This is a genomic window from Devosia sp. 2618, from assembly GCF_040546815.1.
In the GTDB taxonomy this organism is placed as follows: Bacteria; Pseudomonadota; Alphaproteobacteria; order Rhizobiales; family Devosiaceae; genus Devosia.
The window spans coordinates 2,275,499-2,300,245 of sequence record NZ_JBEPOO010000001.1 but is presented as its reverse complement, the minus strand read 5'-3'; the positions used below and the strand labels follow the sequence as shown (position 1 = coordinate 2,300,245).

General features: G+C 62.8%; 30 protein-coding genes. 21 read left to right on the top strand and 9 right to left on the bottom strand.

The features are described from left to right. The first annotated feature begins 6 nt into the window (after positions 1 to 6). The 3 genes from ABIE28_RS11610 to ABIE28_RS11600 all read left to right on the top strand — a co-directional run bounded on the left by ABIE28_RS11610 (position 7) and on the right by ABIE28_RS11600 (position 1,432). Positions 7 to 429, top strand: coding sequence for a Ros/MucR family transcriptional regulator (locus tag ABIE28_RS11610; RefSeq protein ID WP_354063071.1), 423 nt, complete (start codon positions 7 to 9; stop codon positions 427 to 429). A 174-nt stretch (positions 430 to 603) separates the two neighbouring features. Next, positions 604 to 987 carry a helix-turn-helix domain-containing protein gene (locus ABIE28_RS11605; protein ID WP_354063069.1) on the top strand — a complete coding sequence of 128 codons (384 nt, stop codon included), beginning with the start codon at positions 604 to 606 and terminating at the stop codon, positions 985 to 987. Next, entirely contained in the window at positions 977 to 1,432 is a 456-nt protein-coding gene (locus tag ABIE28_RS11600) for a DUF6456 domain-containing protein (RefSeq protein ID WP_354063067.1), read from the top strand. Before ABIE28_RS11605 ends, ABIE28_RS11600 begins: the two co-directional genes overlap by 11 nt. Positions 1,433 to 1,453: 21 nt before the next feature. Here the strand turns inward: ABIE28_RS11600 and ABIE28_RS11595 are convergent, their stop codons facing one another. Next, the gene (locus tag ABIE28_RS11595; protein WP_354063065.1) at positions 1,454 to 1,879 is read right to left on the bottom strand and encodes a SufE family protein; all 426 of its coding nucleotides are present in this window, start codon (positions 1,877 to 1,879) and stop codon (positions 1,454 to 1,456) included. Between the two features lie 161 nt (positions 1,880 to 2,040). Between ABIE28_RS11595 and ABIE28_RS11590 the strand changes: the two genes are divergently transcribed. Then, positions 2,041 to 2,337, top strand: a complete 297-nt coding sequence (locus ABIE28_RS11590; protein ID WP_354063063.1) for a PRC-barrel domain-containing protein — start codon at positions 2,041 to 2,043, stop codon at positions 2,335 to 2,337. A 52-nt stretch (positions 2,338 to 2,389) separates the two neighbouring features. Beyond that, positions 2,390 to 2,536 carry a hypothetical protein gene (locus ABIE28_RS11585; RefSeq protein WP_354063062.1) on the top strand — a complete coding sequence of 49 codons (147 nt, stop codon included), beginning with the start codon at positions 2,390 to 2,392 and terminating at the stop codon, positions 2,534 to 2,536. Between the two features lie 183 nt (positions 2,537 to 2,719). On the opposite strand, the gene ABIE28_RS11580 is transcribed toward ABIE28_RS11585, so the two are convergent. Beyond that, positions 2,720 to 3,013 carry a hypothetical protein gene (locus tag ABIE28_RS11580; protein WP_354063060.1) on the bottom strand — a complete coding sequence of 98 codons (294 nt, stop codon included), beginning with the start codon at positions 3,011 to 3,013 and terminating at the stop codon, positions 2,720 to 2,722. 375 nt (positions 3,014 to 3,388) lie between these two features. Here ABIE28_RS11580 and ABIE28_RS11575 point away from each other — a divergent pair, with 375 nt between their 5' ends. The 3 genes from ABIE28_RS11575 to ABIE28_RS11565 are packed head-to-tail and all read left to right on the top strand — an operon-like array spanning position 3,389 to position 6,618. Next, a complete protein-coding gene (locus ABIE28_RS11575) occupies positions 3,389 to 5,164 on the top strand; it encodes a PAS domain-containing sensor histidine kinase (protein ID WP_354063058.1) in 1,776 nt (591 codons plus the stop codon). Beyond that, positions 5,161 to 6,285, top strand: a complete 1,125-nt coding sequence (locus tag ABIE28_RS11570; protein WP_354063056.1) for a peptidoglycan-binding domain-containing protein — start codon at positions 5,161 to 5,163, stop codon at positions 6,283 to 6,285. The genes ABIE28_RS11575 and ABIE28_RS11570 overlap by 4 nt, the downstream gene beginning before the upstream one ends. Next, a complete protein-coding gene (locus ABIE28_RS11565) occupies positions 6,286 to 6,618 on the top strand; it encodes a DUF1491 family protein (RefSeq protein ID WP_354063054.1) in 333 nt (110 codons plus the stop codon). It abuts the gene before it with no gap. On the opposite strand, the gene ABIE28_RS11560 is transcribed toward ABIE28_RS11565, so the two are convergent. After that, a complete protein-coding gene (locus ABIE28_RS11560; RefSeq protein WP_354063052.1) occupies positions 6,615 to 7,706 on the bottom strand; it encodes a DUF2336 domain-containing protein in 1,092 nt (363 codons plus the stop codon). The genes ABIE28_RS11565 and ABIE28_RS11560 overlap by 4 nt on opposite strands. A 415-nt stretch (positions 7,707 to 8,121) precedes the next feature. Between ABIE28_RS11560 and ABIE28_RS11555 the strand changes: the two genes are divergently transcribed. After that, positions 8,122 to 8,937 carry a hypothetical protein gene (locus ABIE28_RS11555; RefSeq protein ID WP_354063051.1) on the top strand — a complete coding sequence of 272 codons (816 nt, stop codon included), beginning with the start codon at positions 8,122 to 8,124 and terminating at the stop codon, positions 8,935 to 8,937. A 21-nt stretch (positions 8,938 to 8,958) separates the two neighbouring features. Next, positions 8,959 to 10,164 (top strand): chromate efflux transporter, encoded by a 1,206-nt coding sequence (gene chrA, locus ABIE28_RS11550; protein ID WP_354063049.1) that lies wholly within the window; start codon positions 8,959 to 8,961, stop codon positions 10,162 to 10,164. On the opposite strand, the gene ABIE28_RS11545 is transcribed toward chrA, so the two are convergent. Beyond that, complete coding sequence (locus ABIE28_RS11545; RefSeq protein WP_354063047.1) at positions 10,161 to 10,535, bottom strand: VOC family protein; 375 nt, start codon at positions 10,533 to 10,535, stop codon at positions 10,161 to 10,163. The two genes, chrA and ABIE28_RS11545, sit on opposite strands and share 4 nt — an antisense overlap. Before the next feature lie 140 nt (positions 10,536 to 10,675). On the opposite strand from ABIE28_RS11545, the gene ABIE28_RS11540 reads away from it, so the two are divergent. Then, a complete protein-coding gene (locus ABIE28_RS11540; protein ID WP_354063045.1) occupies positions 10,676 to 11,101 on the top strand; it encodes a hypothetical protein in 426 nt (141 codons plus the stop codon). Here ABIE28_RS11540 and ABIE28_RS11535 read toward each other — a convergent pair. From ABIE28_RS11535 to ABIE28_RS11515, 5 genes are all read right to left on the bottom strand, one after another. Beyond that, the gene (locus ABIE28_RS11535) at positions 11,098 to 12,249 is read right to left on the bottom strand and encodes a GDSL-type esterase/lipase family protein (RefSeq protein WP_354063043.1); all 1,152 of its coding nucleotides are present in this window, start codon (positions 12,247 to 12,249) and stop codon (positions 11,098 to 11,100) included. The genes ABIE28_RS11540 and ABIE28_RS11535 overlap by 4 nt on opposite strands. Positions 12,250 to 12,264: 15 nt before the next feature. Then, positions 12,265 to 12,837: a TetR/AcrR family transcriptional regulator gene (locus ABIE28_RS11530; protein WP_354063041.1), complete on the bottom strand. Its 573-nt coding sequence runs from the start codon at positions 12,835 to 12,837 to the stop codon at positions 12,265 to 12,267. Positions 12,838 to 12,940: 103 nt separating this feature from the next. Beyond that, positions 12,941 to 13,486 (bottom strand): DUF1254 domain-containing protein, encoded by a 546-nt coding sequence (locus ABIE28_RS11525; protein ID WP_354063039.1) that lies wholly within the window; start codon positions 13,484 to 13,486, stop codon positions 12,941 to 12,943. Further along, positions 13,483 to 14,055: a DUF1214 domain-containing protein gene (locus tag ABIE28_RS11520; protein WP_354063037.1), complete on the bottom strand. Its 573-nt coding sequence runs from the start codon at positions 14,053 to 14,055 to the stop codon at positions 13,483 to 13,485. The genes ABIE28_RS11525 and ABIE28_RS11520 overlap by 4 nt, the downstream gene beginning before the upstream one ends. A 229-nt stretch (positions 14,056 to 14,284) precedes the next feature. Next, positions 14,285 to 16,396 carry a transglycosylase domain-containing protein gene (locus ABIE28_RS11515; protein ID WP_354063035.1) on the bottom strand — a complete coding sequence of 704 codons (2,112 nt, stop codon included), beginning with the start codon at positions 16,394 to 16,396 and terminating at the stop codon, positions 14,285 to 14,287. Positions 16,397 to 16,576: 180 nt separating this feature from the next. Here ABIE28_RS11515 and ABIE28_RS11510 point away from each other — a divergent pair, with 180 nt between their 5' ends. The 10 genes from ABIE28_RS11510 to ABIE28_RS11465 all read left to right on the top strand — a co-directional run bounded on the left by ABIE28_RS11510 (position 16,577) and on the right by ABIE28_RS11465 (position 24,637). Next, a complete protein-coding gene (locus tag ABIE28_RS11510) occupies positions 16,577 to 17,032 on the top strand; it encodes a YcgN family cysteine cluster protein (protein WP_354063033.1) in 456 nt (151 codons plus the stop codon). A gap of 68 nt (positions 17,033 to 17,100) precedes the next feature. After that, positions 17,101 to 17,754 carry a diguanylate cyclase domain-containing protein gene (locus ABIE28_RS11505; protein WP_354063031.1) on the top strand — a complete coding sequence of 218 codons (654 nt, stop codon included), beginning with the start codon at positions 17,101 to 17,103 and terminating at the stop codon, positions 17,752 to 17,754. An 82-nt stretch (positions 17,755 to 17,836) separates the two neighbouring features. Beyond that, positions 17,837 to 19,093: an Hsp70 family protein gene (locus ABIE28_RS11500; protein ID WP_354063029.1), complete on the top strand. Its 1,257-nt coding sequence runs from the start codon at positions 17,837 to 17,839 to the stop codon at positions 19,091 to 19,093. A 223-nt stretch (positions 19,094 to 19,316) separates the two neighbouring features. Further along, complete coding sequence (locus tag ABIE28_RS11495; RefSeq protein WP_354063027.1) at positions 19,317 to 19,739, top strand: hypothetical protein; 423 nt, start codon at positions 19,317 to 19,319, stop codon at positions 19,737 to 19,739. Next, complete coding sequence (locus ABIE28_RS11490) at positions 19,717 to 20,973, top strand: DNA-packaging protein (RefSeq protein ID WP_354063025.1); 1,257 nt, start codon at positions 19,717 to 19,719, stop codon at positions 20,971 to 20,973. The genes ABIE28_RS11495 and ABIE28_RS11490 overlap by 23 nt, the downstream gene beginning before the upstream one ends. Before the next feature lie 200 nt (positions 20,974 to 21,173). Continuing rightward, positions 21,174 to 22,328 carry a phage portal protein gene (locus ABIE28_RS11485; RefSeq protein WP_354063023.1) on the top strand — a complete coding sequence of 385 codons (1,155 nt, stop codon included), beginning with the start codon at positions 21,174 to 21,176 and terminating at the stop codon, positions 22,326 to 22,328. A 280-nt stretch (positions 22,329 to 22,608) separates the two neighbouring features. Further along, complete coding sequence (locus ABIE28_RS11480; RefSeq protein ID WP_354063021.1) at positions 22,609 to 22,797, top strand: hypothetical protein; 189 nt, start codon at positions 22,609 to 22,611, stop codon at positions 22,795 to 22,797. A gap of 4 nt (positions 22,798 to 22,801) precedes the next feature. Further along, positions 22,802 to 22,930, top strand: coding sequence for a hypothetical protein (locus ABIE28_RS11475; RefSeq protein WP_354063019.1), 129 nt, complete (start codon positions 22,802 to 22,804; stop codon positions 22,928 to 22,930). Continuing rightward, positions 22,930 to 23,406: an HK97 family phage prohead protease gene (locus tag ABIE28_RS11470; RefSeq protein WP_354063017.1), complete on the top strand. Its 477-nt coding sequence runs from the start codon at positions 22,930 to 22,932 to the stop codon at positions 23,404 to 23,406. Before ABIE28_RS11475 ends, ABIE28_RS11470 begins: the two co-directional genes overlap by 1 nt. A gap of 10 nt (positions 23,407 to 23,416) precedes the next feature. Beyond that, positions 23,417 to 24,637 carry a phage major capsid protein gene (locus ABIE28_RS11465; protein WP_354063015.1) on the top strand — a complete coding sequence of 407 codons (1,221 nt, stop codon included), beginning with the start codon at positions 23,417 to 23,419 and terminating at the stop codon, positions 24,635 to 24,637. The last annotated feature ends 110 nt before the right edge of the window (positions 24,638 to 24,747 follow it).

Below are 24,747 nucleotides of genomic sequence, written 5' to 3'. Positions count from 1 at the left end.
TGAATTATGAATGACACCGCCGGCGCGGCGACAGGTTATGAGCACGAACTAATCGAGCTCAGCACCGAGATCGTCTCAGCCTATGTCAGCCACAACTCTGTGAGCACGACCGATCTGCCCAAGCTGATCGCCGAGGTTCATGGTGCGCTGCGCGCCTTGCAGACCAACGAAGTCCAGGTTCCTGTTGAAGAACTAAAGCCTGCTGTTCCGGTCCGTAAGTCCGTTGCTGCTGACTTCATTATCTGCCTTGAAGACGGTAAGAAGTTCAAATCTTTGAAGCGTCACCTGCGTACCCATTACAATCTCTCGCCAGAAGAATACCGCGAGAAGTGGGGCCTGCCTGCTGATTACCCGATGGTTGCTCCAAACTACTCTGCAACCCGCTCGAAATTGGCCAAGGACAACGGTCTGGGTCGCAAGGCAGCCTAACGCCAACTCTACGCCACGAGACGTCGCGCCCGATCTGGGCCCCGGCGGTAAAGAAGCTTCAAACGGCCGTCCCTCGTGGGCGGCCGTTTGAATATTTGACGACACTTATCCCCGTCTCCCATTGCCTCACGCAGTATATAGGAATAAATTCCTTATACGCGTTGAGGCACTCCTATGTACGACTCACTTTCCAGTCCCGAGCGGTATGCTGACACAGTTCAGCGCAGTGCGCGGCGCAGTACTTGCGACGATGCCATCGCTTTGGTGGCGCGGCATAGGAAAGTGCCGATCCGCCTATTAATGCACAAATCCCGCAGCCGATTGCCCACGGCCCGCGCCCGCCAGTTGGCAATGTATCTCTCCCACGTCGTGCTCGGCCGCAGCCTCAAGGAAGTCGGCGAAGCCTTCGGCAGGGACCGGACGACGGTGTCCTATGCCTGCGCCTTGGTTGAAGACATGCGTGATGACCTCCGCTTTGACGAAGAGGTCTGCGAACTCGAACGCCAACTCGAAGCCGGATTGGTCGCCGCTTATGGGAGCCTCAGCGATGCCGCTTAAGAAGCAGCCGGCAGACAAGGCCGCGTTTCTAGCGCCACATCACGTGGCGGCGGCCGAACGGTTCGAGCGGCTGGTGCAGCGCGCCCAAATCGCCCAGCGCGTGACCATGTCCTACAATCCGGCGGCAGTCGGCGGAGAGGCTGGCAATGGCGTCGAAATCGCCACGGAAAGCGCGGCCGAGGCGCGTCAGCGGCTCAACAAACTGGCGGCTATTCTACCGGTGGATTGCTGGGGGGTGGTGTTTGATCATTGTGGGCTGGGCAAGGGCCTGCAGATGATTGAACTGGAACGCCGCTGGCCACGCCGCAGCGCCAAGCTGGTGCTGCGCATTGCACTCGAACAACTGGCGCAGAATTTTGGCCTGACATCGCAGGCGACAGGTGCTCATGGAGCGACGGCGCAAAACTGGCTGGAAGCGCGACTACCACTGATTGCGCGAACCTAGCCGGTAGCGCGTGCCAGGAGATCAGCTCAGCGCTTTGCCTTCGGACCGCATGCGATTGACCATGGCGACGAGGCCGTTGGAGCGCTGCATGCCCAGATGTTCGCTGAGACCGACCTTGTTGAACCAGGCGATGGCGTCGGTTTCGGCGATCTCAGCGGCGGGCCGACCCGAATAGAGGGCCAACAGAACGGCAACCAGGCCTTTGGTGATGATGGCGTCGGACTGGCCGCGAAAGCTCATGACAGGCTGGTCGCTGGAGCGGTCGACGCTGGACACCAGCCATACATTGGAGACGCAGCCCTTGACCTTGTTCTCGTCGGTCTTGTCCGCGTCGTCCATCGGCGGCAGCGCCTGTCCGAGCTCGATCACGTAATTCAGCCGGTCTTCCCAGTCGTCGAGAAAAGACAGGTTTTCGGCGATATCCTGGAAGGCTTGGGGCTCGGTCATGCGGCACTATCTAGTCAAAGTGCGCCGGCTTTACCAGAGCCAGCAACGCGGACGCTAACGACAAAGTGAGTGGGGGCAGTGGCCAAAAACCGGTCGCCAAATGGGAACGCATTGGCGTCCCAGCGATTGTGTCAGTCCAAGAAACACGAGGATGCTTTGATATGGACCACTCGCTCCACACCCGCCTGAACGACGCCGAACTCAACAGCGAAGTTCTCGAAGGCGCCACCATTTATGGCGCGGATGACCACAAGGTCGGCAAGGTATCCCATCTGCACGGTTTCGGCGCGACTGCTCAGGTGATCGTCGATGTCGGCGGTTTCCTTGGTCTCGGCGCCAAGCCAGTGGCCGTGCCGATCCGCGACCTCGAGTTCATGCGCGACGACAAGGGCGACGTTCACGCCGTAACGACATGGACGAAAGATCAGCTCGAAAAGATGCCAGAGCATCATCACTAGGCTGACCCGGCCCGGCCTTGCGCCGGGCCTTTTTCTGCAACAGGAGCTTGATGTGAAAAGCCCTACGCAAAAACCAAAGCCGCAAAAGGGTGGGCCTACCGAGGCCAAGCCCGGACAGCAGCAGGACGACAATATCGACGATCTTGGCAGGCCGGTGAATGATCCGTCAGGCAAGCCCCTCGATCAGCCGACCAAATGAATATGCAAAGCCGCCCCGACACGGCGGCTTTTTTGTTTCCATAACCGGTCATTGCGCAAGAAAAAGGCCGCAAGCACAGGGCAGTGTGCTTGCGGCCAGGGGCCAGGGTTTTGGAGTGCATCACCTGGGCAAGGGACGCAAACCCTGGGGTCTGATTTGGGTGCTTTGGAGGAGAAGCGCCCGCTAGCCCGCCCGATCCGGCCGTGGTCGTGGAAGTGGCATTGGATCGATCACCGGCGCGACATGCATGGTCGCATCGGCGGACGGGGAAGACTGCAGCGCAGCAGCGATAACGGCCTTGCCGCCGATGCACTGGAAACTGTCACATTCGATATTCTGGATCTGCTCGGCGACCATCTGGCTGCCTGCAGCCATGGCCTGGTTCGACAGCGCTTGCGCATCGACAAAGTCGACGCCGGGCCGGATCACCATATAGGCGACGGTCAGCCAAAATACGGAACGCGCTACGAAAAACATCGGTCTCATCCAGATCTAAAGCCGGCACTGAGTGGGCCTGCATGAACGACACTAGAGACAGCTCGTTAAACTGCGCTGGGACATTTCGATAAAATTTTATGCAAATGCGATCGGTGTTGTTGGCGAGGGAAACACCTTGTTTACGCTAACCCGAGAAAGGACCCCGTTTGCCCATTTTGGGGCTGGCAGGGGGCGCTGGATTTAAGCTCGCCTTCAGGTCTTGGGCATCAGTGTAGGGGCAACAAGACCTGATCCCATTCAGGCAGTTTGCGGCTACGTCGTCGCAAGTGTGGAGCCCAGGGCCCATGACTGTTGGCGTCGTGATAGTGAGTATTGTGTATGCGTAGCGTGTTCTCTTTTGGCGCAAGCAAAGAGATGCCCCTGACCGTGGCCGGCAGCGGCCATCGGCCGGAAATGCTGCGCCGCAAGACGCTTGCTAACAATTCGCGCATTCTTATTCTGCTCAGCTCGCTCGCGATGCCGTTCGCCATCTATGGCCTGATCGTCGGCAGTGCCGTTCCCTTCGCGATTGCCGCCATGGCCCTGGCTGGCGGCATGACCACCCTGACGCTGCACCAGCGCAATCTGTTTGACGAATCCGCCGCCGGGCAGGTCTACCTGCTGCTGGCCATGGGCTGCATTCTGACGCTGGCCGATGCCCAGTTCGCCGACGCGGGCCTGGCCGTTGCGACCATGGCGCCAATCCTTGCCTCGCTGCTCGGCCACGGCACGTTGCGTCGCCAAAGCTGGATCATGCTGGCTGGCGTGATTGGCCTAGCCGGCGTGAGCGCCGCCTTTGCGACCTCCGTCTTCCCCGTCGATGGCACGACGCTGATGCTGACGGCCGCTGGCGCGTTCCTGGCTGGCGTTGCTCTGATTGCGCACAGCTCCAACCGCATGAACACGGCCTATGAAGTTTACGACAAGGCCCAGCTAACCATGTACCGGCACCTGATTGAGCATGTGCAGGACGGCGTTGTCCGCTTCTCCGCCGATGGCGAAATCCTTTTGGCCTCGCGCTCGTCCGAGCAGCTGTTTGGCTGCCGCCGCTTCGAACTCTCGGGTGCAAACCTCGGCGAGCGGCTGCACGTGCTCGATCGTCCGGTTTATCTGACGGCCTTCGCCGATGCGAACCAGGGCGGCAAGGCGCGCGTCATCGAAGTGCGCATGCGTCAAGACGATCCCCGCGCTTCCAGCGCCGTGCCGAAGTTCATCTGGGTTGAAATCAGCCTGTCGCCCGTTGTCGGTCTCGACGCCGCCGCGACCCGCCACGAAGTTGTAGCGCTGTTCCGCGACGTCACCAGCCGCAAGGACAATGAGCTGGCCATGCTCGAGGCCCGTCGCTCGGCTGAAGACGCGTCGTCGGCCAAGTCGCGCTTCCTCGCCACGATCGGTCATGAACTGCGCACCCCGCTCAACGCGGTGGTCGGGTTCTCCGAAATGATGACCAGCAATATCGGCGGTGACCTGTCGCCAACCCATCGCGAATATGCGGGCCTCATCCACCAGAGCGGCAAGCACCTGCTCGAAGTGGTGCGCATGCTGCTCGATATGTCGCGCATTGAAGCGGGCAAGTTTGAAGTCCAGACCGAGCCCTTCGTGGCCGAAGACGCCATCCAGCCCTGCTACAAAATGGTCGAGGCCATGGCGCAGAAGCAGGACGTGAGGCTGGCGACCGACATTGCGCCAAACCTGCCAATGCTGGTCGCCGATGAGCGCGCCTTCCGTCAGATCCTGCTGAACCTGTTGTCGAACGCCATCAAGTTCAGCCATCCCGGTGGTCGGGTCACTGTCAGCCTGAAACGTCAGGGCCAGTGCCTCAATCTCTCGGTCAGCGACAACGGCGTCGGCATGGCGCCCGAATCGCTCAGCCGAATCGGCGAGGCCTTCTTCCAGGTGCAGGACGGTCTGGCGCGTCGTTACGAGGGAACCGGACTTGGTCTCTCGATTGTGAAGGGCCTCGTAGACCTCCATAATGGGACTTTGCGGGCTATGTCGGAAATCGGAGCGGGGACAACCGTCACTGTTTTGCTTCCCATAAACGGTCCAGCAATAAAGAACGAAGAGACTGCGTCCATAACACCCTTCCGCAAAGAACCAGCCGCCGCACCGAACCATCCATGGCAAGACGAAAAAAGAAAAGCGCAATGACGGCAACAACCTTCACGCGCCTGCCCTTGATGGCGGGCAGTGCCGTTGCGACCACACTCGGTCGTGCCGGTCACTGGACATTCGAACGCTACATGCGCGCGCCCTTGGCCTCGACGGCGCTGATGGCCATGGTGACGCTGACGGCGCTGGCCGCCAGCAATGCGCTGTATTTCCAGACCACGCGCCACCCGGCGCCGTTCTTTACGCCGGCGCGTGATGTGCCGGTCGGCGTCGGTCTGCCAGCGCAGGTGCCTGAGCCCATGCCCGCCATGACGCGCGAGCAGGCTGTCGCCGTACCAATGCTGCAGGATACCACCGGCAGCGTGCCGACCGCCTCGCGGGCGATTCCAGAGCAGCCCGTTGGCAATGCCGACGCGTTCGCCGTGCAGAAGAAGCTTTCCGAACTTGGCCTGTTCAACGGCACGGTCGATGGCTTCTATGGCCCGATGACCGCCAATGCCATTCGACTGTTCGAGCAGCGGAACAACATGAACCCGACGGGCGCGCTGAGCCGCACCGTCATCGACGCCATCCTGCGCTCCGACGGAGCGGGCAGGGCGCCGTCGCGTCCGGTTGCCGTCGTGCAGCCAGCACCCGCGCCGATTCAGGTCGCGCCGGTTCAGCCAGCGCCGCAGCCCGATCGCGTCGTTGCGCAATTGCCGACGCTGTCGCCGGTTGATCAGGCTGTCGATACGGTCGGCAACGCCGCAGCACAGACGCTCGATTCGATTGTCGCCGCCGTTGATGGCAGCCGGTCGCAGCCAGCCGCAAACCCAATTCCAGCCATGCCGATGATGGCCAGCACCGCGCAGCCGCTGCCTGCGGCCGTTGCGCCGCCGCAGCCGGTCACGGCCGTGCAGGCCGCGCCTGTGCCCGAACAGATGATGGCAGCAGCGGCTCCTGCGCCAGTCCTGACGCCAGCCAACGACACGCAACTGGTCAGCCAGATCCAGCGTGGCCTTGCGAGCCTGGGCTTTTACATGGGCTCAATCGACGGGCATCCCGGCGACGGCACCGCGCGGGCGATCCGTGAGTTCGAGAATTTCCATAGCTATCGCGTGACCGGGCAGATCAACCCCGATCTGGTTGGCCTGCTCAAGCAGGCCGGCGCGAACGTTTAGGTGGGCGCGCTTCGCAGCGATATATGGTGTGGCGTCTTCGTGCGGCGCCACAATGATCTGGGCAATATGTGCGTTGTGGTCCGCCGCGGCGACCCGATTGCCGGTCAGGTCTTCATCGAAGTCGACCATCTCGATGGCACGCGATCACTCTACACCCCGGCGCCGATGGCCAGCCTCAGAGATGACGCGAGCCTGATCTTTCAGCGTCGTTTCAGCCGGGTCGAAGCGGCAAAAGTCAGCGAGCGGATTGCGCGCGAGATCGACTTTGACCCCGATCTTTGGGTGCTGAGTGTCGATCTGCGCAGCGATGATGTGGGTATCGAGGTCGTCTAGCTGGCGCGCTTGACGCCGATGCGGGCCAAGGCCTCAATGGCTTGATCTACAACAGGATTATGCGCTGGAGCCAGGTTGCCGGCGGCTGGGCGACGGCGCTCGATGAACGGCTTGTACTCGGCCTTGTTGAGATCGAGCAGGTTCACTTCGCCGCGCCATGCGCTCATCAGATAGGCCATCGATTCCGGCGTGACGTTGCCGAACAGGGTGGCGAAGTCTGCCAGGGCCCGCGAGCGGTCGCTGTCGTGTGAGGTGGCGTGGATAAGCACCTTGAGGCCATCATAGGCGGAGCAGCCAAAGGCGCGCAGGATGACGAACAGGGCAGCGCCCGAAACGTCGTGGGCGATTTGGCCGCAGCGCACTTCATCAAGCCCGGTGATCTGGCTCAGCAGACGCGTAACTTCGGGGCGACGGTTTTCCGAGAACAGTTTCATCAGGGCGCGGGTGAGTTCCTGATTGGCGACGGTGAGCTGCTCGACCGTCTTGCGGATCGGCGCCGGTGGCGTTTCGCGATGGGCGAAAGCGTGGATAACCTTGAGGCGGTCATCGTCGGACAGGTCAAAAAAGGCAGGCGCCAGCAGCGCCGCGTCGAAGTCGGTGCGCTTGGCGAGGGACTCGGCGACCATGTGATCCATCTGCGCCGAACGCGCCAGAGCGCTGAGATAGGCGCCGCGTGGCACGATGGCGACGTTGGCGGCCAGGGAGCGATAGACCTTGCGCGAGTTCATCTGGAACAGCTTGGCCAGCACGACATTGGAGAGGTCGGCGCGTGCCGCGATGGTTGCAGCAGCGGGGACATCGTAGCGGGCGATGATGTCGAGCATGGTCTGGTCGGACAGCGTGGCCGCGCCGGACAGGAAGGTAATCAGGTCTTCGCCGATATTTTCCACGACCAACTGCTCCAGGGTTTCGGACAGCGTATCTGCACGACCCAGGATGGCTGCGCCCTTGGCGCGAGCCTGTGGACCGGCGATAGGGAACAGGCGCGAGGCGAGCGCCTCAAACTGTTCCATTTCGGGAGCGGTCGGCTTGCCGCGACGGGCATAAGCATCGCAGGCAGCGATCAGCAAGGTATTCGTCCGGTCCACGCCGCCCGTCTCGATGAGCAGTTGGAATGTCTCGTAGGGCTGAAAACCAAGCATGTTTCGGGGACCGTCTATTCGGAATCGCATCACATTTGATGCACATTCACTCTTGCAGCGAATTCGTTAGCAGACTGTTAACCTTGACGATCTCTTAATGCGGCAAAGGAACAGCGCGAGGGGCGTCGCGCTAACCGATGTGCAATGCGAACCGCGGCCTCCATAGGAAAGGGGGAGCGAGCCGTAATGGAGGGCAGCTTGGGAAAGCTCGTCAAATTCGATGCGCGGTTAAAGACCGCTACACGCGGGGCACCTTTGCCCGGCAACGCCCAGATACTGATTTTTACCGGGGTGCGTTATGAACGCGGGACGTTGCAGCCGCCAAATGCGAGCCTTGATCCTACGAGGCCGAAGCGTAAGCGTGGATAAATTGTTTAGGCTGACCGGCGCGCTGGCACTGGCGGCGCTGTTGACGGCCTGTTCGGCTGCGCGTCCCGTCGGCGACTTTGGCCGCGCCGATCCAAGCTTCACCCATGACGTTGCCATGCCCTTTGTCGGCGGCAAGCTCGCCGAAAATCGTGGCGAACCAGTTTCGAGCTTCAACAAGACCGATCAGGAAGACACCATGCACGACCGTGTGTGGCGTTTCCTCGTTGCCGCGCATGCCAAAGACTGGCAGTTCGACCAGTCCGTGGAATTGCAGCGCACCCGGATCGTGCCGCCCGAAGACCGCCAGTTCACGGTCGAGCGCTATTATGCCTGGCTGCAGAGCACACCTTATAATTCGTCGCGCACGCGTTACGCGACTGTCGGTCGGCACATCACGGCCGATATCGACACGCTGCCCACGACATTTGTGTCCATCTGCACCGTCATCGAGATCGATCGGCAGCGGGCGGAGGCCTATCGCGGATTGGCGGGCGGGCTGCCGCCGCGCTTTGCGCAGGAAGTGGCGGCACGCAAGGCCGAGAACGATGCATTCATCGCCTGGTTCGTGCGGGCGCTGAACTATCGCTACAGCAGCTATGACTATGCGCTCGATAGCCTGCTGGTCGAAACCCCACATGAGCAATCGCTGGCCGTGGACGAAGCGCTGCGCCGGATGGCGGCGTTTGTGCCGCGCGCCAATCGCTACGATTTCTGCGGCGGACGCGGCACCACGACCGCTGGCGGCACTGTCGTCATACCGTCACGCTACCAACATACGGCCGACCAGGAAATCGTGCTGCAAAAGTAGCGCGCCGCCTTGGGGAGCCGAATGGACAGCGAGACGACGACACGCGGAACCGTCGGCGAGGTCTTTCGGACATTTCTCAAGCTTGGGCTGACCTCGTTTGGTGGTCCCATTGCCCATCTCGGCTATTTCCGCGACGAGATCGTGGTTCGCCGCCGCTGGCTGGGCGAGGCGGCCTATGCCGAGCTGGTGGCGCTATGCCAGTTTTTGCCGGGGCCTGCATCGAGCCAGGTCGGCTTCGCGCTGGGCCTGTGGCGTGCGGGGCCGCTGGGCGCCTTGGCCGCCTGGGCCGCATTCACCCTGCCATCGGCAATAGTGCTCGTGCTGTTTGCCTTTGGCGCTGTCGCCCTCGATGGTCCGGTGGCGCAGGGTTTGTTGCATGGCCTCAAGATCGTTGCAGTCGCCGTGGTGGCGCAGGCGGTCTGGGGCATGGCGCGAACGCTGACGCCAGATTGGCAGCGGCTGGCGATTGGCGTAGGGGCGGTCGTGATCGCGCTGATGCTGGCGGGTTCGTTCGGGCAGGTGATCTCCATTGTACTGGGCGGATTGGCGGGGCTGGTGCTGTGCCGGAGCGGTGCAAGCGTTCCTGCCGTAACCATGCGCTTCCCGGTCAGCCCCGCTGTGGGGCTGCTGTGCCTGACGATTTTTGCCGTGTTGCTGTTCGGCTTGCCCGTGCTGGCCTCGCTCGCCAACGCGCAAGGCCTCGACCTGTTCGACGCATTCTATCGGGCAGGGGCGCTGGTATTTGGCGGCGGCCATGTGGTCCTGCCGCTGCTCGATGCGGAGACGGTGGCGTCGGGCTGGATCAGCAAGGACAGCTTTCTGGCCGGATATGGCGCGGCGCAGGCTGTTCCCGGACCATTGTTTACCTTCGCCGCCTATCTGGGCGCCGTGGTCAGCACGCCGCCCAATGGGGTGCTCGGGGCGGCGATTGCGCTGGTCGCGATCTTCCTGCCCGGATTTTTACTGCTGCTTGGCGTGCTGCCGTTTTGGGACGCCATTCGGGGGCGGCCATTGGCGCAGGCGGCGATGCGCGGCGCCAATGCGGCGGTAGTCGGCATCCTGGCGGCGGCGCTTTGTGACCCGGTCTGGACAAGCACCATTCTGGGTCCGTTGGACTTGGCGCTGGCGCTGCTCGGCTTTGGGGCACTGGTCGTGCTCAAGCTGCCACCATGGATCGTGGTGGCGAGCCTTGCTGTTGCCGGAGTGGTCATCGGCCTCGTTTTTTAGCGCGCGTCGAAAAACCCGGCGGGCGGTTCGGCAAGATTGATCCGGTTGCCTTCTGGATCAAGGATATGCGTCACCGCGCCGAACGCGCCCCGTGAAACTTCCCCGGTGTTGAGGCCGAGGCCCGCCAGCCTTGCCTGTTCCTTGGAGAGGTCGGGCACGACGATGGTAATGATGCCTTTGCCGGCGCGGTCAGCATCGTGCCAGATCTGCAGTCCCGCGCCACCGAGATCGCGCCACTGCGCCATGCCGGGGATCGGCTTGTCATCGACGGCGCGGCCCAGCAGCTTGGAATACCATTCAATCGCTGTGTCGAAATCGGCCACAATCGCCGAGGCGTAAAGGCCCTGAATGATCATTGTCTGTGTGCTCATCACATCCTCCGTGTCGGTTGGCATAGACATAACGCGCCAGCGGGCCCAACCTCGACACACGAGCCGACTTATTTTCGCGGGTGACCATCCTGCGCTTAGACGATGGAAGGGCGAAAGTTGTGCAGGATCGGGAGTTGATCGTGGGAACATGGCACATTGTGCGGACGACGTTGGGCCTGTGGCGCAAGCGGCGGGCGGCGGCGCTGAACTATTTGCCGCTGCCGACCGGCGAGGTGGCCGACGTAGTGACCTGGCAGGGCAAGAACGGCCCGGGCATGGTGGTGGGCATTGACCGGGCCTTGCCGGAAGGCGGCTGGGAATGGCGGGGCGTTGAGCCCCTGACGCTGATCGCCCGCAGCCGCTGGTCGTTTGTGACCGCAGACGCGGCGGCGGGCTGGGCCGCCATCAAGTTCGAGCGGACGCTGTTTACCGAGGCAGGCGTGGATATTCTGTCGCGTGAGCAGAGCCCCGATGCGGCAATGCTGGACGTGGCGCTTGCCGCGATGGGCACAAATCCTGACCTTGCGGCCTATCGCGACAAGCTGTTTGTGCCCGGTGAGGGCTAGGCGCTCCAACCTGACCCGAAAGCCAGTTCCGCGAAGCGTTCTCCCATCAGGCGATGGGTGGCGGCATCGGGGTGGAGGCCGTCGGGCAGCGGCAGGGTGGCCGCGTCGGCCTCGCCATAGAGTGCGCGACCATCGAGATAGTGGATGTTGGGATCGCTGGCCCGGCGTTGCTCGACGGTCCGCTCCAGTGTGGTGCGGATGACGTTGAGCGTCAGTTTGCCGGCCGCGACTTCGGCTGGATTGCCGGTGGCGCGGAACTGCATCTGACCGGTCGAAAAGTCCGGCGCGCTGGGGCCGGGCGTGTCCTCGTGAATGGGGCAGAGGATCGGCGACAAGACCAGGATCGGCGTCGTCTTGTGGCCTTCGCGGATCGTGTCTAGGAAACCGTGCACGGCAGGGCCGAAGGCGCGCAGCCGCATGGCGTCGGTGTTGACGACATTGATGCCCAGCTTGAGGCTGATGAGATCGGCCGACGCATCGCGGATGGTGCGCGCCGTGAACGGATCGACGACCGCGCTGCCGCCAAAGCCCAAGCTGACCAGATCGACGCCGGATGCACGTGCTGCGATAGCGGGCCAGATGCCGGTCGGGTGCTCAGCATTGGAGCCGTGGCTGATCGAGCTGCCGTGATGGAGCCAGACGCGGCGGTCCGTATAGGGAGCTGGGGTGATCGGCGCATTGGTGCGCAGCGCGACCAGTTCGGTGGTCTCGTTGTGCGGCAGCCAGATTTCGACGTCCTTTGGGCCTTGCGGCAGGTCGTTGAACTTCAGCGTGCCGGGAGGGCCGGAGTTCACCGTGACCGAGCCATTGGTCATGTTGATTTCCATGACCTTGCCGCCGGCAACGCTGGCTTGCTGGGTCAGCTGGCCGTCGATCAGCAGATCGTAAATGCCATCGGGGCGGGGCGGCAAGCCGGTATAAACGCGCTTGGTCGGGATGGTGTCGAGCTCGATTGCGGTCGCGTCGGTGGGGAAGGCGAGGCGAATGCCGGAGGGCTGGCCCTCGGCCATCAGCAATTGCGGATCAGGCCACTGCGCGCGTGCCCAGGCGGGCAGGCGGTGGGGCACGAGGCCGGTTGGCGTGTGTTCGAGGTCGATCACGCCGCGCAATAGCGCTTGGGTGATCGGCGTGGCGATCCAGTTGGTCATGAAGTGTTCCGTCGATTATGTGGTTTGCGGCCAGCTGCGGAGGACGGCATCCATTGCGTCCAGCGTGCGTAGCCAGGAGTGTTCGGAGTCAGGGGCGCTGTGGCTGAAGCCGCCCCCCAGTTCGAGCATGGTGAAGCCCAAAAAGACGCTGCCGAGCAGGCGCACGGCGTGGGTCTGGTCGGCGTCCGACAGGGCATAGCCGCGCAAAACGGCCCGCATCATCTGCGCCAGCCGCACGCCGCCGCTTTTGGCCGCGGTTGGGCCATCGAGCGGAAATCGCGTCGCCGCGAAGAGGCCCGGATGGGTTCTGGCAAAGTCGCGATGGACATTGGCCAAAGCGATCAGCGCGTCCTTGCCGGAGCGACCCGCCACGGCCTCCGCCGCCTGATCGGCCAACTGGTTGAGCGCAAAGAGGGCGATCAGCGTCTTGAGCTCATGCGCATTTTTCACATGCGAATAAAGGCTCGCGACCTGTACGTCAAAAATCTTGGCGAGGGCCGACGGCGTTACTGCATCGAACCCGGCTTCGTCAGCCAAGTTCGCGCCAGCTTCCACCAGCCGGTCCACTGTCAGTCCTGCGCGTACCATCGTTCATAAGCCAATAACATAAAGATAGTAGCTTATTGCCTAATGCCATTAGGTTTGTCAAGCGTGACGGTGCGTGGGCGGAGAATGGCGCGTTAGTCGGTTGTTAGCTGCGAGTGCCGCAGCGGATGGATTTGAGGGCGTTTTCGAAGCGGGCGCGCATGGCCTGATGCGGCGGAGCGAGGCGGATCAGGATCAGCAGTTTGTCGGTGGGGGATTCAACGACCAGCAGGCCCTCGGCGATATCGAGCTGCTGCTGGGCGAGCAGGCGCGTCTGGGCGGCGTTGAAAATGCCGAGTTCGACGGTCTGGCCAATGCCGTCGCGATTGGTGGTTGAGTAATTGATGATGCCGGTTTCGTTAAACAGCGCCACCGACCAGAACGCATCGGGCAGGGTGCCGCTGAGATAGGCGGGGCCCTGCGAAAGATCGACGCGGCAGAGACCGTAGGTCAACTCTGGATCGAGGGCCAAGGGGTTGGGCTCTCCGGCCACGACGGGCGGCAAGACCACCATGCGGTTATCGGCCTCGTATTCGGCGACGCGGTTCCACACCGACTGATCGGCAAGGGCGGGCAGGGTGAGGATGACGATGATGTGGATGATGCCACCCAGCACCAGACCACTCAGCAGCCAGAGCAGGAAGCGGGTCATGCGCAGCGCCCTCGGATGATGGCGGGCATGGATTCATCGCTCGAAAAGCCCGAGAAAACGGCGGTGTCGTAAAGGTTGAGCACCAGTTGGAACGGACCGCTGCCGGCCAGCTCCATCCAGTTGCCGGGCTGCAGGCGCGTGCCGACATTGATGGAGATGGAACCATCCTCGGTGCGCACGATGGAGCTGCTGCGCATGGCGAGATCACCGCCCGGAACGGCGAGATTGACGCCATCGCTATCGGTGGCGACCAGCGTCCAGAACGTGGCGAGTGGCGTCTTGCCATGCACATTGTAGGTGCAGCGGCGCGTCAGGGGCTCGCCGTCGCTATCGACAGTCGCCACAAACTTGAGGCCCTCGGACTGACCGAGTTCGAGCGATGCCATGCGGGCAAGGTGGCCGCGGGTATAGGGATCGGGGGCGGATGAGCCGGCGCCGGTCCAGGCCTGCCATGGCCCGACCTGGGCCACGCCGAACAGCCGGCCATCTGTGAGCGCATAATAGCTCAGGCCCATGCCCACGCTCAGCGCCACGGCGATCATCATCAGCAGGTAGAAAACGAAGCGCACGGTCAGCGGCTCATGGATGCAGTGAGTGGCATGGACGGCGAAACCTGCGCGCGGAGTGGCTGGCTAAGGCTATAGCAAGGGGGGGCGGTGTTCGGAAGGGCGAAGTGGCGCGTGTTGGGGCACGCCATCGTGGTTCGAGACGCGGCATGTGCCTCGCACCTCACCATGAGGGTTGGTTTGGATGCCGAACGCCCGGTAGCCCTCATGAAGAGGCGGGAGCGTCGCGCGGTCATAGACCCTGCGTGTCACTGGCCATCGGAACGCTGGCCTGGTTGATCGGCGGGGAGATGCCATCCATGGTTGCCTGGATGCGGTCGGCCAGATCGACCAGCTTGCGCGCGGCGCCAGCCGTCAGACTTGGTGGACGCTGCACGACCTCTTCGACCTGTGCTGGATCGGCAGCGGCGATGATGGTCTGCTTGGGCACGAAGTCGACGCCGAACACCGGTTTGATTTCGACATTGGTGTGGGCATAGGCCATGAATTTCTGCCAGGCGATGGCCGGCAGGGTGCCGCCCGTCAGGTTCTTGGTCGGGTGGTAGTCGTCATTGCCGAACCAGACGGCGGCCACATAATTGCCGGTGAAACCGCAATACCACGCGTCACGATAGGACGATGTGGTGCCCGATTTGCCGACCGATGGCACCCCCGGAATATCGGCGCGCCGACCGGTGCCGCCGGTGACCACACCGCGCAGCATGGAGTTCATGTTGGCGACGGTGGTTTCGCTGAGCACGCGTTCGCGCGGCGCGTCTGGATCGACCTCGAACACCTGCTCGCCATTGAGCGTCGTCATGCGCGTAATGCCATAGGCCGGGGTCTTGAGGCCGTGATTGGCCAGCACTGCATAGGACGAGGTCATGTCGATGACCGAGACGGACGCCACGCCCAGCGCCAGCGAACGGGTGACCGGATAGTCAGCGGTCAGGCCCATGCGGTGGCTGAGTTCGGCAATGGTGTCGCGGCCGGTCTTGATCGACAGCGTGACTGGAACGGTATTGAGCGACTGCGCAAAGGCGCTGGCCAGCGTCACCGAGCCCTTGTAGCTGCGGCCGTAATTCTGCGGGCACCAGTCGCCGATGCAGACCGGGCGGTCGGTGATCATGTCGGTGGGCTTGAGGCCAAGCTGCTCGAAGGCTTCTGAATAAACGAAGATCTTGTAGGCCGAACCCGGCTGGCGCGTGGAGACGATGGCGCGGTTGAACTGGCTTTTGGCATAGTCCATGCCGCCGACCATGGCGCGGATGGCGCCCTGCGTGTCGGTGACGACCATGGCGGCCTGCTCGACATCATATTGCGCGCTGTTTTCGCGCACGGTCGAGACCACGGCTTCTTCGGCGTACTTTTGCAGGGTCGTGTCGACAGTGGTACGCACCACGAAATTGTTCGAGGCGTGCTGCGTGGTTTCGATGATGCGCTTGGACTGCTCGAAGGCCCAGTCGAGGAAATAGTTGGGCGAATTGGTATCCTGCACCCGGTCGATGGCCGAGGCGGGGTGGCGGCGGGCAGCGGTGACCTGGCCTTCGGTGAGGAAACCCGACGCGACCATGTTGGACAGCACCAGATTGGCGCGGCCACGCGCGGCGGCCAGATCGACATGGGGTGCGTAATTGCTGGGCGCCTTGAAGAGGCCGGCCATCATCGCGGCCTCGGCGAGGGAAATATCCTGCACCTTCTTGCCGAAATAGTAGTCGGCGGCAGCCACGACGCCGAAATTGCCGCCGCCCATGTAGGCGCGGTCAAAATAGAGCTTGAGGATTTCGTCCTTGGAATAGTGCCATTCCAGCCAGACGGCGAGGAAGGCCTCGATGACCTTGCGCTCGATGGTGCGCTCGGAACTGAGGAACAGGTTTTTGGCCAGCTGCTGGGTGATCGAGGAGCCGCCCTGGGTGCTGCGATCGCCCGAGGCATTGGTCACGATAGCGCGCAGTGTGCCAACCACGTCGATGCCAAAATGCTCGTAAAAGCGGCGGTCTTCGGTCGCAAGCGTCGCCTTGATCAGATAGTCGGGCATGTCGGCAAGGGCGACGGAATCGTCCGAGCGAATGCCGCGACGCCCGATTTCGGTGCCGTAACGATCAAGGAACACGACGGAGTAATTCTCCGCCTTGTTAAACTCGCCCGACGCCGTGGCATCAAAGGCTGGCATAGCCAGCGCCACCATCAGCACGCAGCCAATGGCGAAAAACGAAAAGCCGTCGCTCAGGATTTCAACGAAGAAGCGCTTGAAGCCGGCGACGTGGAAAATGGACATGAAGTCCTGAAAGCGCGTATAGCCGCGCCCGAGCCACTGCCAGAATTCGTAAAGCGAAGAATCCAGCCAGGCGTCTGCCGCCAACATGCTGGAGTTCGTCTTGCGTTTTTCTTTGGTATAGAACGGATCCTGCACCACGGTCCCCGGCTTGGTGTCACGAACTTTTGTCCGCTCGCGTTCCCCAACGCAACATGATCGCTGGAATATGATTGCGCTCTGTGACGGACAAGAGCAAACCGACAAGACGGATAGCAGTAACGAGTTAAGATGGCCTTCTGGGAAGAAAAAACTCTCGAAGAAATGACCAGCACGGAGTGGGAAGCCCTCTGTGATGGCTGCGGGCGCTGTTGCCTGATCAAGCTCGAGGACGAAGATACCGGCATCCTGATCACTTCGGATGTGCGCTGCCAGCTGCTGGACGGCGATACCTGCGCCTGCACTGACTATCCGGGGCGGCAAGCCAAGGTGCCCGACTGCATCAAGCTGACGCCGCAGAATGTGCGCGAGATCAAGTGGATCCCCACCACCTGCGCCTATCGTCGCATCGCCGAAGGCAAAGGCCTGGCCTGGTGGCACCCGCTGATTTCAGGCGATCCGCAGACCGTCGTCGATGTCGGCGTCTCGGCCCGCGGCCGCACTTTTGCTGAACAGGACGTCGCCCCAGACGAATGGGAAGAACACGCGGTCGACTGGCCGGAGTGGGAACCGCCTGAGAAGCTTTAAGTATTTACACGGTATTAACCATGGCGGGGCCAGATTAAGGGACTGCGAGCCCAGGATAGGCACCATCCATGACTGATACCGCAACTGTAAAAGCGTCCGACGAGTCTTTCTGGCTGCGCGTTCGGACTGCGCTGGGCGCGATGCGACCTGTGCGGCAGGAGCGGGAGCCGGCCTATGGGCAGGCCGCAATTGCGCGATCAATCGGCATGAAGCCGCGCCTCGGCGCGCGCATCGAAGAAGAACTGGCGACCGGCTGGGCCAATGCGGCGGCGCGCCATGTGTCGCTGAGCCTTCTCGTGATCGAGATGGACCGTTTTTCAGATTATTTTACGGCCTATGGCAAGACCTCCACCGACCACTGCTTGGCCGATGTGATGCAGACCATTGCCGACACTTTGCCGCGCGACGGCGACGTTTGCCTGCGGCTGGGGCGTTCGACTTTTGTGGTGGTTCTGGCCGACATGCCGGGCCTGATGGCGCGGGCGCTGGCCAGCAAGATGGTGGAAGCCATCAAGGATCTCGGCCTCGCCCACAAGGAAAGCCACGCCGGGATCGTGACGATCAGCGTTGGGCTGGCCGTGACAAATCCGCATGGTTCGGTTGACAAGAAGTTCTTCGAGGCCGGTGCTGCCGTGCTCAGAAAGGCCCAGCGCAAGGGCTTTTGCCGGATCGAGACCAAGGATCTCCGCCCCGCCGTGGAGCGCAAGCGCAAGGCGGCTTGAGGTTGCCAGCCGCCCATTGAGACATTAAGAGAGCCGTCCCTTCGCGCGCCATGTCGCGCCTGTCTCACGGATGCTCCCCTCAATGTCTCTCGTCTGCGGCCTCGACTTTGGCACGTCCAATTCAACCATTGCCCGGCTCGATACCAACGGCGTTCCCCAGCTGCTCAAGCTGGAGGATGGGCGGCAAACCATTCCCAGCGTGATCTTTTTCGGCTTCGAGGATGACACCATCCACTTTGGCCGCAAGGCTGTGGCTGAATATGTGACCGGCGCCGATGGCCGCCTGATGCGCTCGCTCAAGAGCGTGCTGGGCACGGCGCTGATCGGCGACAGCACGCGGGTCAAGGCGCGCAGCTATGGCTTTCTCGACATTCTTGGCATTTTCATCGGCGAACTGAAGCGGCGCGCTGAAAGCGAACTCGACGGGCAGGTCGATAGCGTGGTCTGCGGCCGTCCGGTGCACTTTGTCGATGAGGACCCGGTGGCCGACCGGGCGGCGCAGGATCAGCTTGAAAGCGCTGTGCGCGGGCAGGGCTTCCGTCATGTCGATTTCCAGTTTGAGCCGATTGCGGCGGCGCTCGACTATGAGCGCCAGGTGACGGCCGAGCGGCTGGCGCTGATCGTCGACCTTGGCGGCGGTACTTCGGACTTTTCGGTGGTGCGCGTATCGCCCGAGCGGGCCAAATCGATGGACCGGGGCGGCGACATTCTGGCGACGGCCGGTGTGCATGTCGGCGGCACGGACTTTGACCGGCTGCTCTCGATGACGCGGGTGATGCCCGAACTGGGGCTGGGCACCAAGACGCGCGACGGCAAGCGGCACCTGCCGGTGGCGCCATACTATGATCTCTCGACCTGGCACCGCATCAACCGGCTCTATAATGCGCAGACTTTGCGCGACCTGCGCGGCACCAGCCGCGAGGCGCAGGCGCCTGAGCGGGTGGATATGATGATCGAGCTGATCGAGGATCGGCTGGGGCATCGACTGGTGGGCGCGGTGGAAACGGCCAAAATTGCGCTGTCGGATGCCGACACCACCAACTTCGTTTTTCCAGTGCGCGATCAGCAGATCGAAACCGAACTGACCATCGAGCACCTGACGGCGGCGCTACACAGCTCGGTCAGCCGCATCGAGGACACCATCGCCGAAACGCTGAAGCGGGCCGGGATCGGGGCCGGCGACATCGACAGCTTGATCCTGACGGGCGGTTCGACCCAGGTGCCAGCGATTGCCGGGCGGCTGCGTGCGCTGTTTCCGGACGCGGACCTGGTGCGCACCGACGTGCTCGGCAGCGTGGGTCTGGGGCTGGCCATGGATGCCAAGCGCAAGTTTGGGTGAGGGCGTGACACGGTAGGGGACAGTGCGTGGGCCACTTCTTGCCATTCGAGCGTAGCTCTCATGGCCTTGAGGTCTAAAATCGCTCCACTGGAGCGATTTTGCGCGTAGCGACGACCTCAAGTTATCCATCTTCTCCCCGCGTCACGGTGCTGGGCTATAGTTCAGGCATGGTCGGAAAAGTGGGTGAGGCGGACGGCCCCCACGCGATAGTGGAAACATTGACATGGTTGATCTAACTGGGGCGCCCGATGACCGGACGATCCGCTGGGATGCCGTGCGCCAGGAATATGAAAGCCGCCAGTTTCTGCCTGCGGTCATCTGCAAGCGCTACGGCATTTCGACTGCCCAACTGCGCTATCGCAGGGAAAGCGAGGGCTGGCTGAGCGCCCGGGCGCGCGTCGTGCGCCAGGACGAACTGGTGGCGCGCATGATGAAGGTTTTGGACAAGCAGGTAAGACGACTGGAGATGGCGGTGACCGAACCGATCGACAAACAGGCCAATGTGTTGGGCATTCACGTCAAGACGCTCGACAAGCTTATCGAGCTGGGCGCGAGCCAGCCCAATGTGGAGCCGGCCAGCAAGAAGGACATGAGCGACCTCCGAGACAAGCTGGCCAAGCGCATTGACCAGTTCAAGAACCGCTGAGACGCGGGCCGAGGTCGCGGCCAAATCCAATGACGAGGTCGAGGCCGAATATTACGACTGGAACCGATGGGCCTTTCCCAAGCAATTGCCGCCGGTCTCGGACTGGACCACCTGGCTTTTGCTGGGCGGGCGCGGCTCGGGCAAGACCAGGGCCGGGGCCGAATGGGTGCGCACGCTGGCGGCCCGGCGGATCGGGCCGATCGCGCTGGTCGGCGAGACCATGACCGAGGCCATCTCGATCATGGTGCGGGGCGAAAGCGGAATATTGAGCGTTCACCCCGACGTGGATCGCCCGGTGCTCAAAGGCAATCGGCTGATCTGGCCCAATGGTGTCGAAGCGGCGATCATGTCCGCGTCCGATCCCGAGCGGTTTCGCGGGCCACAGTTTGCTGCCGCCTGGTGTGACGAGGTGGCGAAATGGCCGCACGGCGAAGAGGCGTGGGACATGCTGCAGTTTGGCCTGCGGCTGGGTGATCGGCCACAGCAATTGGCGACGACAACGCCCCGGCCGTCTCGGTTGATCAAGCGGCTGCTGAGCGATCCGCAAACGGCAGTGACCCATATCCGCACCGACGAAAATCGAGCGCAATTGGCGCCGGGATTTCTTGAAGCCGTGGTGGCGCGCTATCGCGGATCGGTGCTGGGGCGGCAAGAACTGGATGGCGAACTGATCGAGGACATGCCCGATGCGCTGTGGCAACGCAGCATGTTCCGTCGGTTCGAGGGCGGTGAGATCGACCGGATCATTGTCGCGGTCGATCCTCCGGTGACGGGCACGGCGAAGTCAGACGCGTGTGGCATTGTGGTGGCCGGGCGGGTGGGAGATGGCGTGGTGGTGCTGGAGGATCGCACGATCAAGCCGGCGGCGCCGCTGACCTGGGCCTATCGTGCGGTGGCGGCGTATCAGGCGCATGGGGCCGATGCCATCGTGGTGGAGGTCAACCAGGGCGGCGATCTGGTGCAGCAGGTGATTACGCAGGTGGACGCAACGGTGCCGGTGCGCGCGGTGCGGGCCAATCGCGGCAAGTGGCTGCGGGCGGAACCGGTCGCGGCGCTATATGGGCGCGGGCTGGTGAGCCATGTCGAGGGGCTGACGGCGCTGGAGGACGAGATGTGTGCCTTTGGGTCGGATGGAAAGAGTGAGGGTCACTCGCCCGATCGCGTCGATGCGCTGGTCTGGGCGGTGACGGAATTGATGTTGAACGAGATGCATCCGCGGGTGCGGGGGCTTTGAGGGCTTTTCCTTCTCCCCTTGTGGGAGAAGGTGCCCCAAGGGTGGATGAGGGGCGAAGTTGGAAGATTTCACCCACTTCGAGCATCGCACCCCTCACCCTAGCTTTGCCAGGTCGCTTCGCTCCCGGCGCCGCTGCCCTCTCCCCTGAGGGGCGAGGGGACGATGTAGCCGTTGGGGCGGTAATTTAAGGATCAAGAACAATGCCGAACTGGATCAGCCGCCTTTTGGGTGGGCAGATAAACACGCCTGTCGAAACCAAGACTTATGCCGGGCAGACCCTGCTGAGTCTCAGCCAGCTGGGCGCGGCGAGTTGGAGCAATCGGGGCTTTGCCAGCCTCTGTAATCAGGGCTTTGCACGCAATCCGGTGGTTTATCGGTGCGTGCGGTTGATTGCGGAAGCCGCAAACCGCGTGCCGCTGGTGGTGCATGAGGATGGGCGCAAGGTGGATGAACATCCGCTGGCGACGCTGCTGGCGCGGCCCAATGGGCGGCAGTCGGGCGGGGAAATGCTGGAGGCGGTTTACGCTTATCTGCAGACGGCGGGGAATGCCTATCTGCAGGCGGGCATCGTCGATGGCGAGGTCAAAGGGCTGTTTTGTCTGCGACCCGACCGTATGGCGGTGGTGGCCGGAGCGGACGGCTGGCCGGTGGCCTATGATTACACGGCCGGGGGCCGGGCGACACGGCTGCGCCAGGACGAAACGCCGGTGCCGGCTGTGCTGCACATGGCGCTGTTTCATCCTATGGATGACCACTACGGCATGGCGCCGCTGGAGGCAGCGCAGACCAGCCTCGATATTCACAATGCCGCCGGGCAATGGAACAAGGCCCTGCTCGACAATGCGGCGCGGCCGAGCGGGGCGCTGGTCTATTCGGTGGCGGGGCAGAACCTGACCGAGGAACAATTCGAGCGGCTCAAGGGCGAGCTGGAACAGAACTTCTCGGGCGCGGCCAATGCCGGGCGGCCAATGTTGCTGGAGGGCGGGCTCGATTGGAAGACCATCGCGCTCAGCCCACGCGACATGGATTTCATCGAGGCCAAACATGCCGCCGCGCGCGACATCGCGCTGGCCTTCGGCGTGCCGCCCATGTTGCTCGGCATACCGGGCGACAATACCTATGCGAACCTGGCCGAAGCCAATCGGGCGCTGTGGCGACAGACGCTGATCCCGCTGGTCGTGCGGGTGGCCGATGAACTGAGCAACTGGCTGTCGCCAGCTTTTGGCGGGGCGACGGTGGAGCCCGATTTCGATGGCGTCGAAGCGCTGGCGGAGGACCGGGCGGCGCTGTGGGCGCGGGTTGGCGGCGCGGAGTTTTTAAGCGACGCCGAGAAGCGGGCGATGTTGGGGATTTAGGGGTGTTTTCCCAACACGACGTCATTCCCGCGAACGCGGGAATCTACCTTGACGCGGTGTTGAAGGAAGATCCCCGCTTTCGCGGGGATGACGTGGTGCGTTGTGCGACGCGCATTTGTCTGGGGACAAAGGGTCGAAGTGAAGGCCCCCTCACCCGGCCCAAGAGGGCCGACCTCTCCCCCAAGGGAGAGGTGAAGTGGTGGCCTTCCCTACCTCGCCCCTTGGGGGAGAGGTCTGCGCGTAGCGCCGGGTGAGGGGGCCTTCCCCAAGGAGATTCATCATGGACGAGCTGACCAAAACCGTCGTGGAGCGCGGTGATCTGGCGCATCTGGCGCTGTTTCTCTGGGCCACCGGCGCCAGTGCGCTGCTGGTTTGGAGCCTGCGGGAGATGGCGAAGGTGAATCAACACTTCAACGACTTCGTGCAGGAGATCGCGACTTTGAATCGGCTTTTCAGGAAGGATGAGTAAGGCCATGGCAAACAAGCACAATCGCGAGAATGCGCAGCAGACCTTCCGGCAGTTTGCCTGGAACCTTGCAGGCACGTTGGCAGGCCCGAAAACGGGCGGCAAGACCGCCAGCAAGCCAACGGGCAAGCGCTGATGGCATCCATTCCGATTGATGGCGAAGGGCGGTTTTCTGGCTATGTAAGCGTATTCGGGCGGGTGGATGCGGGCGGCGATATCGTCATGCCGGGGGCGTTTGCCAAGAGCATCGCCAAGCGCGGCGACCGCATCCGGCTGCTGTTTCAGCACGATCCGAAAGAGCCCGTCGGCACCTGGGACGCCATTGGCGAGGACCATCATGGATTGTTCGTGGCCGGGCGGCTGGTGCCGGGCGTGCCGCGCGCCGATGCGCTGAAACGCCTGATCGAGAACCGGGCGCTCGATGGGCTGTCCATCGGCTTTCGCACGGTGAAGGCGACCCACGAGGGCGGCCATCGCAAGCTCTGGGCGATCGACCTGTTCGAGATTTCGATCGTGACTTTTCCGATGATGGAGGACGCGCGGATTGCGCCCTTCGGCACATCGACCGGCGCCGCCATTGCGGCCGCCACAAAAACCATCCGCAACCGATAAGGACATCTGCATGGATATGACCAGTGACGGCCTTGAAACCAAGGCCGGCGCGGGGAGCGACATTGCCGCGCTCTTCGCCGAATTTTCGACCGCGTTTGAGGAATTCAAACGCACCAACGACCAGCGCCTCGGCGAGATCGAGAAGCGCGGCACGCCCGATGGCCTGCTCGAAGGCAAGTTGGACCGGCTGAACGCGGTGCTTGACGAGCAGAAGGCGGCGATGGATCGCGCGCTGGTCGAGCGGGCGCGTCCGCAGCTCGATGGCAAGGCGGCTCAGCTCGGCGGCGAGTACAAGGAGGCGTTCTCCTGCTACGTGAAGCGCGGCGAGGAAAAGGCACTGTCGGTCGGCGTCAATGCCGATGGCGGCTATGTGGTGCCGGCCGAAACCGAGACGGAAATCGCGCGCCTGATGACGGCAGTCTCGCCGATCCGCGCCATTGCCGGCGTGCGGCAGGTGTCGGGTTCTGTCTATAAGCGCCCGATTTCGGTGACCGGCCCGGCCGTGGGTTGGGTGGGTGAAACCGCATCGCGCCCCACGACCACCAGCCAGACGCTGGCTGAACTCAGCTATCCGACCATGGAACTCTATGCCATGCCGGCGGCGACCTCGGCGTTTCTTGATGACGCGGCGGTGGATGTCGGCCAGTGGATTGCCGACGAGGTCAACGCGGCCTTTGCGGCGCAGGAAACCACGGCTTTCGTCAGTGGTGATGGCGTCAACAAGCCCAAGGGGTTCCTCACCGCAACCGCGGTGGCCGAAAGCAGCTGGAGCTGGGGCAATCTAGGCTATGTGGCAACCGGCGCTGCGGGCGCATTGCCGACCAGCAATGCCAGCGATGTGCTGATCGACCTCGTCTATTCGCTCAAGGCCGGCTACCGCCAGAATGCCAGCTGGGTGATGAACCGCAAGGTGCAGGGCACGTTGCGCAAACTCAAGGACGCCGACGGCAATTACCTGTGGCAGCCAGCGGCCGCAGCAGACGGCAAGGCGCGCTTCATGGGCTTTGACCTGGTCGAAGCCGAGGACATGCCGAACGCTGGGGCGGGTTCGCTGTCCATCGCCTTTGGTGACTTCCGTCGCGGCTATCTGATCGTGGATCGTCAGGGCGTGAGCGTGCTGCGCGATCCGTTCTCGAGCAAGCCGTATGTGCTGTTTTATACGACCAAGCGCGTAGGTGGTGGGATCGCGGATTATGACGCGATCAAGCTGCTGAAGTTTGCGGCGAGCTGAGTAAGCAAGAATACCCCCACCTCGCCTCCCCCTGAAAAGGGGGAGGAATCCGGGCGGTGGGTTTGGCGAGATTGTGTCCCGAACTGGATCTGTCCCTCCCCCTATCAGGG

Excerpts from the sequence above, each read along its gene's own strand:
- ABIE28_RS11610 (WP_354063071.1), top strand. The coding sequence starts at position 7 with ATGAATGACACCGCCGGCGCGGCGACAGGTTATGAGCACGAACTAATC.
- ABIE28_RS11605 (WP_354063069.1), top strand. The coding sequence starts at position 604 with ATGTACGACTCACTTTCCAGTCCCGAGCGGTATGCTGACACAGTTCAG.
- ABIE28_RS11600 (WP_354063067.1), top strand. The coding sequence starts at position 977 with ATGCCGCTTAAGAAGCAGCCGGCAGACAAGGCCGCGTTTCTAGCGCCA.
- ABIE28_RS11595 (WP_354063065.1), bottom strand. The coding sequence starts at position 1,879 with ATGACCGAGCCCCAAGCCTTCCAGGATATCGCCGAAAACCTGTCTTTT.
- ABIE28_RS11590 (WP_354063063.1), top strand. The coding sequence starts at position 2,041 with ATGGACCACTCGCTCCACACCCGCCTGAACGACGCCGAACTCAACAGC.
- ABIE28_RS11580 (WP_354063060.1), bottom strand. The coding sequence starts at position 3,013 with ATGTTTTTCGTAGCGCGTTCCGTATTTTGGCTGACCGTCGCCTATATG.
- ABIE28_RS11575 (WP_354063058.1), top strand. The coding sequence starts at position 3,389 with ATGCCCCTGACCGTGGCCGGCAGCGGCCATCGGCCGGAAATGCTGCGC.
- ABIE28_RS11570 (WP_354063056.1), top strand. The coding sequence starts at position 5,161 with ATGACGGCAACAACCTTCACGCGCCTGCCCTTGATGGCGGGCAGTGCC.
- chrA (WP_354063049.1), top strand. The coding sequence starts at position 8,959 with ATGGACAGCGAGACGACGACACGCGGAACCGTCGGCGAGGTCTTTCGG.
- ABIE28_RS11545 (WP_354063047.1), bottom strand. The coding sequence starts at position 10,535 with ATGAGCACACAGACAATGATCATTCAGGGCCTTTACGCCTCGGCGATT.
- ABIE28_RS11535 (WP_354063043.1), bottom strand. The coding sequence starts at position 12,249 with ATGACCAACTGGATCGCCACGCCGATCACCCAAGCGCTATTGCGCGGC.
- ABIE28_RS11530 (WP_354063041.1), bottom strand. The coding sequence starts at position 12,837 with ATGGTACGCGCAGGACTGACAGTGGACCGGCTGGTGGAAGCTGGCGCG.
- ABIE28_RS11525 (WP_354063039.1), bottom strand. The coding sequence starts at position 13,486 with ATGACCCGCTTCCTGCTCTGGCTGCTGAGTGGTCTGGTGCTGGGTGGC.
- ABIE28_RS11515 (WP_354063035.1), bottom strand. The coding sequence starts at position 16,396 with ATGTTGGCGGCAGACGCCTGGCTGGATTCTTCGCTTTACGAATTCTGG.
- ABIE28_RS11510 (WP_354063033.1), top strand. The coding sequence starts at position 16,577 with ATGGCCTTCTGGGAAGAAAAAACTCTCGAAGAAATGACCAGCACGGAG.
- ABIE28_RS11505 (WP_354063031.1), top strand. The coding sequence starts at position 17,101 with ATGACTGATACCGCAACTGTAAAAGCGTCCGACGAGTCTTTCTGGCTG.
- ABIE28_RS11500 (WP_354063029.1), top strand. The coding sequence starts at position 17,837 with ATGTCTCTCGTCTGCGGCCTCGACTTTGGCACGTCCAATTCAACCATT.
- ABIE28_RS11495 (WP_354063027.1), top strand. The coding sequence starts at position 19,317 with ATGGTTGATCTAACTGGGGCGCCCGATGACCGGACGATCCGCTGGGAT.
- ABIE28_RS11485 (WP_354063023.1), top strand. The coding sequence starts at position 21,174 with ATGCCGAACTGGATCAGCCGCCTTTTGGGTGGGCAGATAAACACGCCT.
- ABIE28_RS11480 (WP_354063021.1), top strand. The coding sequence starts at position 22,609 with ATGGACGAGCTGACCAAAACCGTCGTGGAGCGCGGTGATCTGGCGCAT.
- ABIE28_RS11475 (WP_354063019.1), top strand. The coding sequence starts at position 22,802 with ATGGCAAACAAGCACAATCGCGAGAATGCGCAGCAGACCTTCCGGCAG.
- ABIE28_RS11470 (WP_354063017.1), top strand. The coding sequence starts at position 22,930 with ATGGCATCCATTCCGATTGATGGCGAAGGGCGGTTTTCTGGCTATGTA.
- ABIE28_RS11465 (WP_354063015.1), top strand. The coding sequence starts at position 23,417 with ATGGATATGACCAGTGACGGCCTTGAAACCAAGGCCGGCGCGGGGAGC.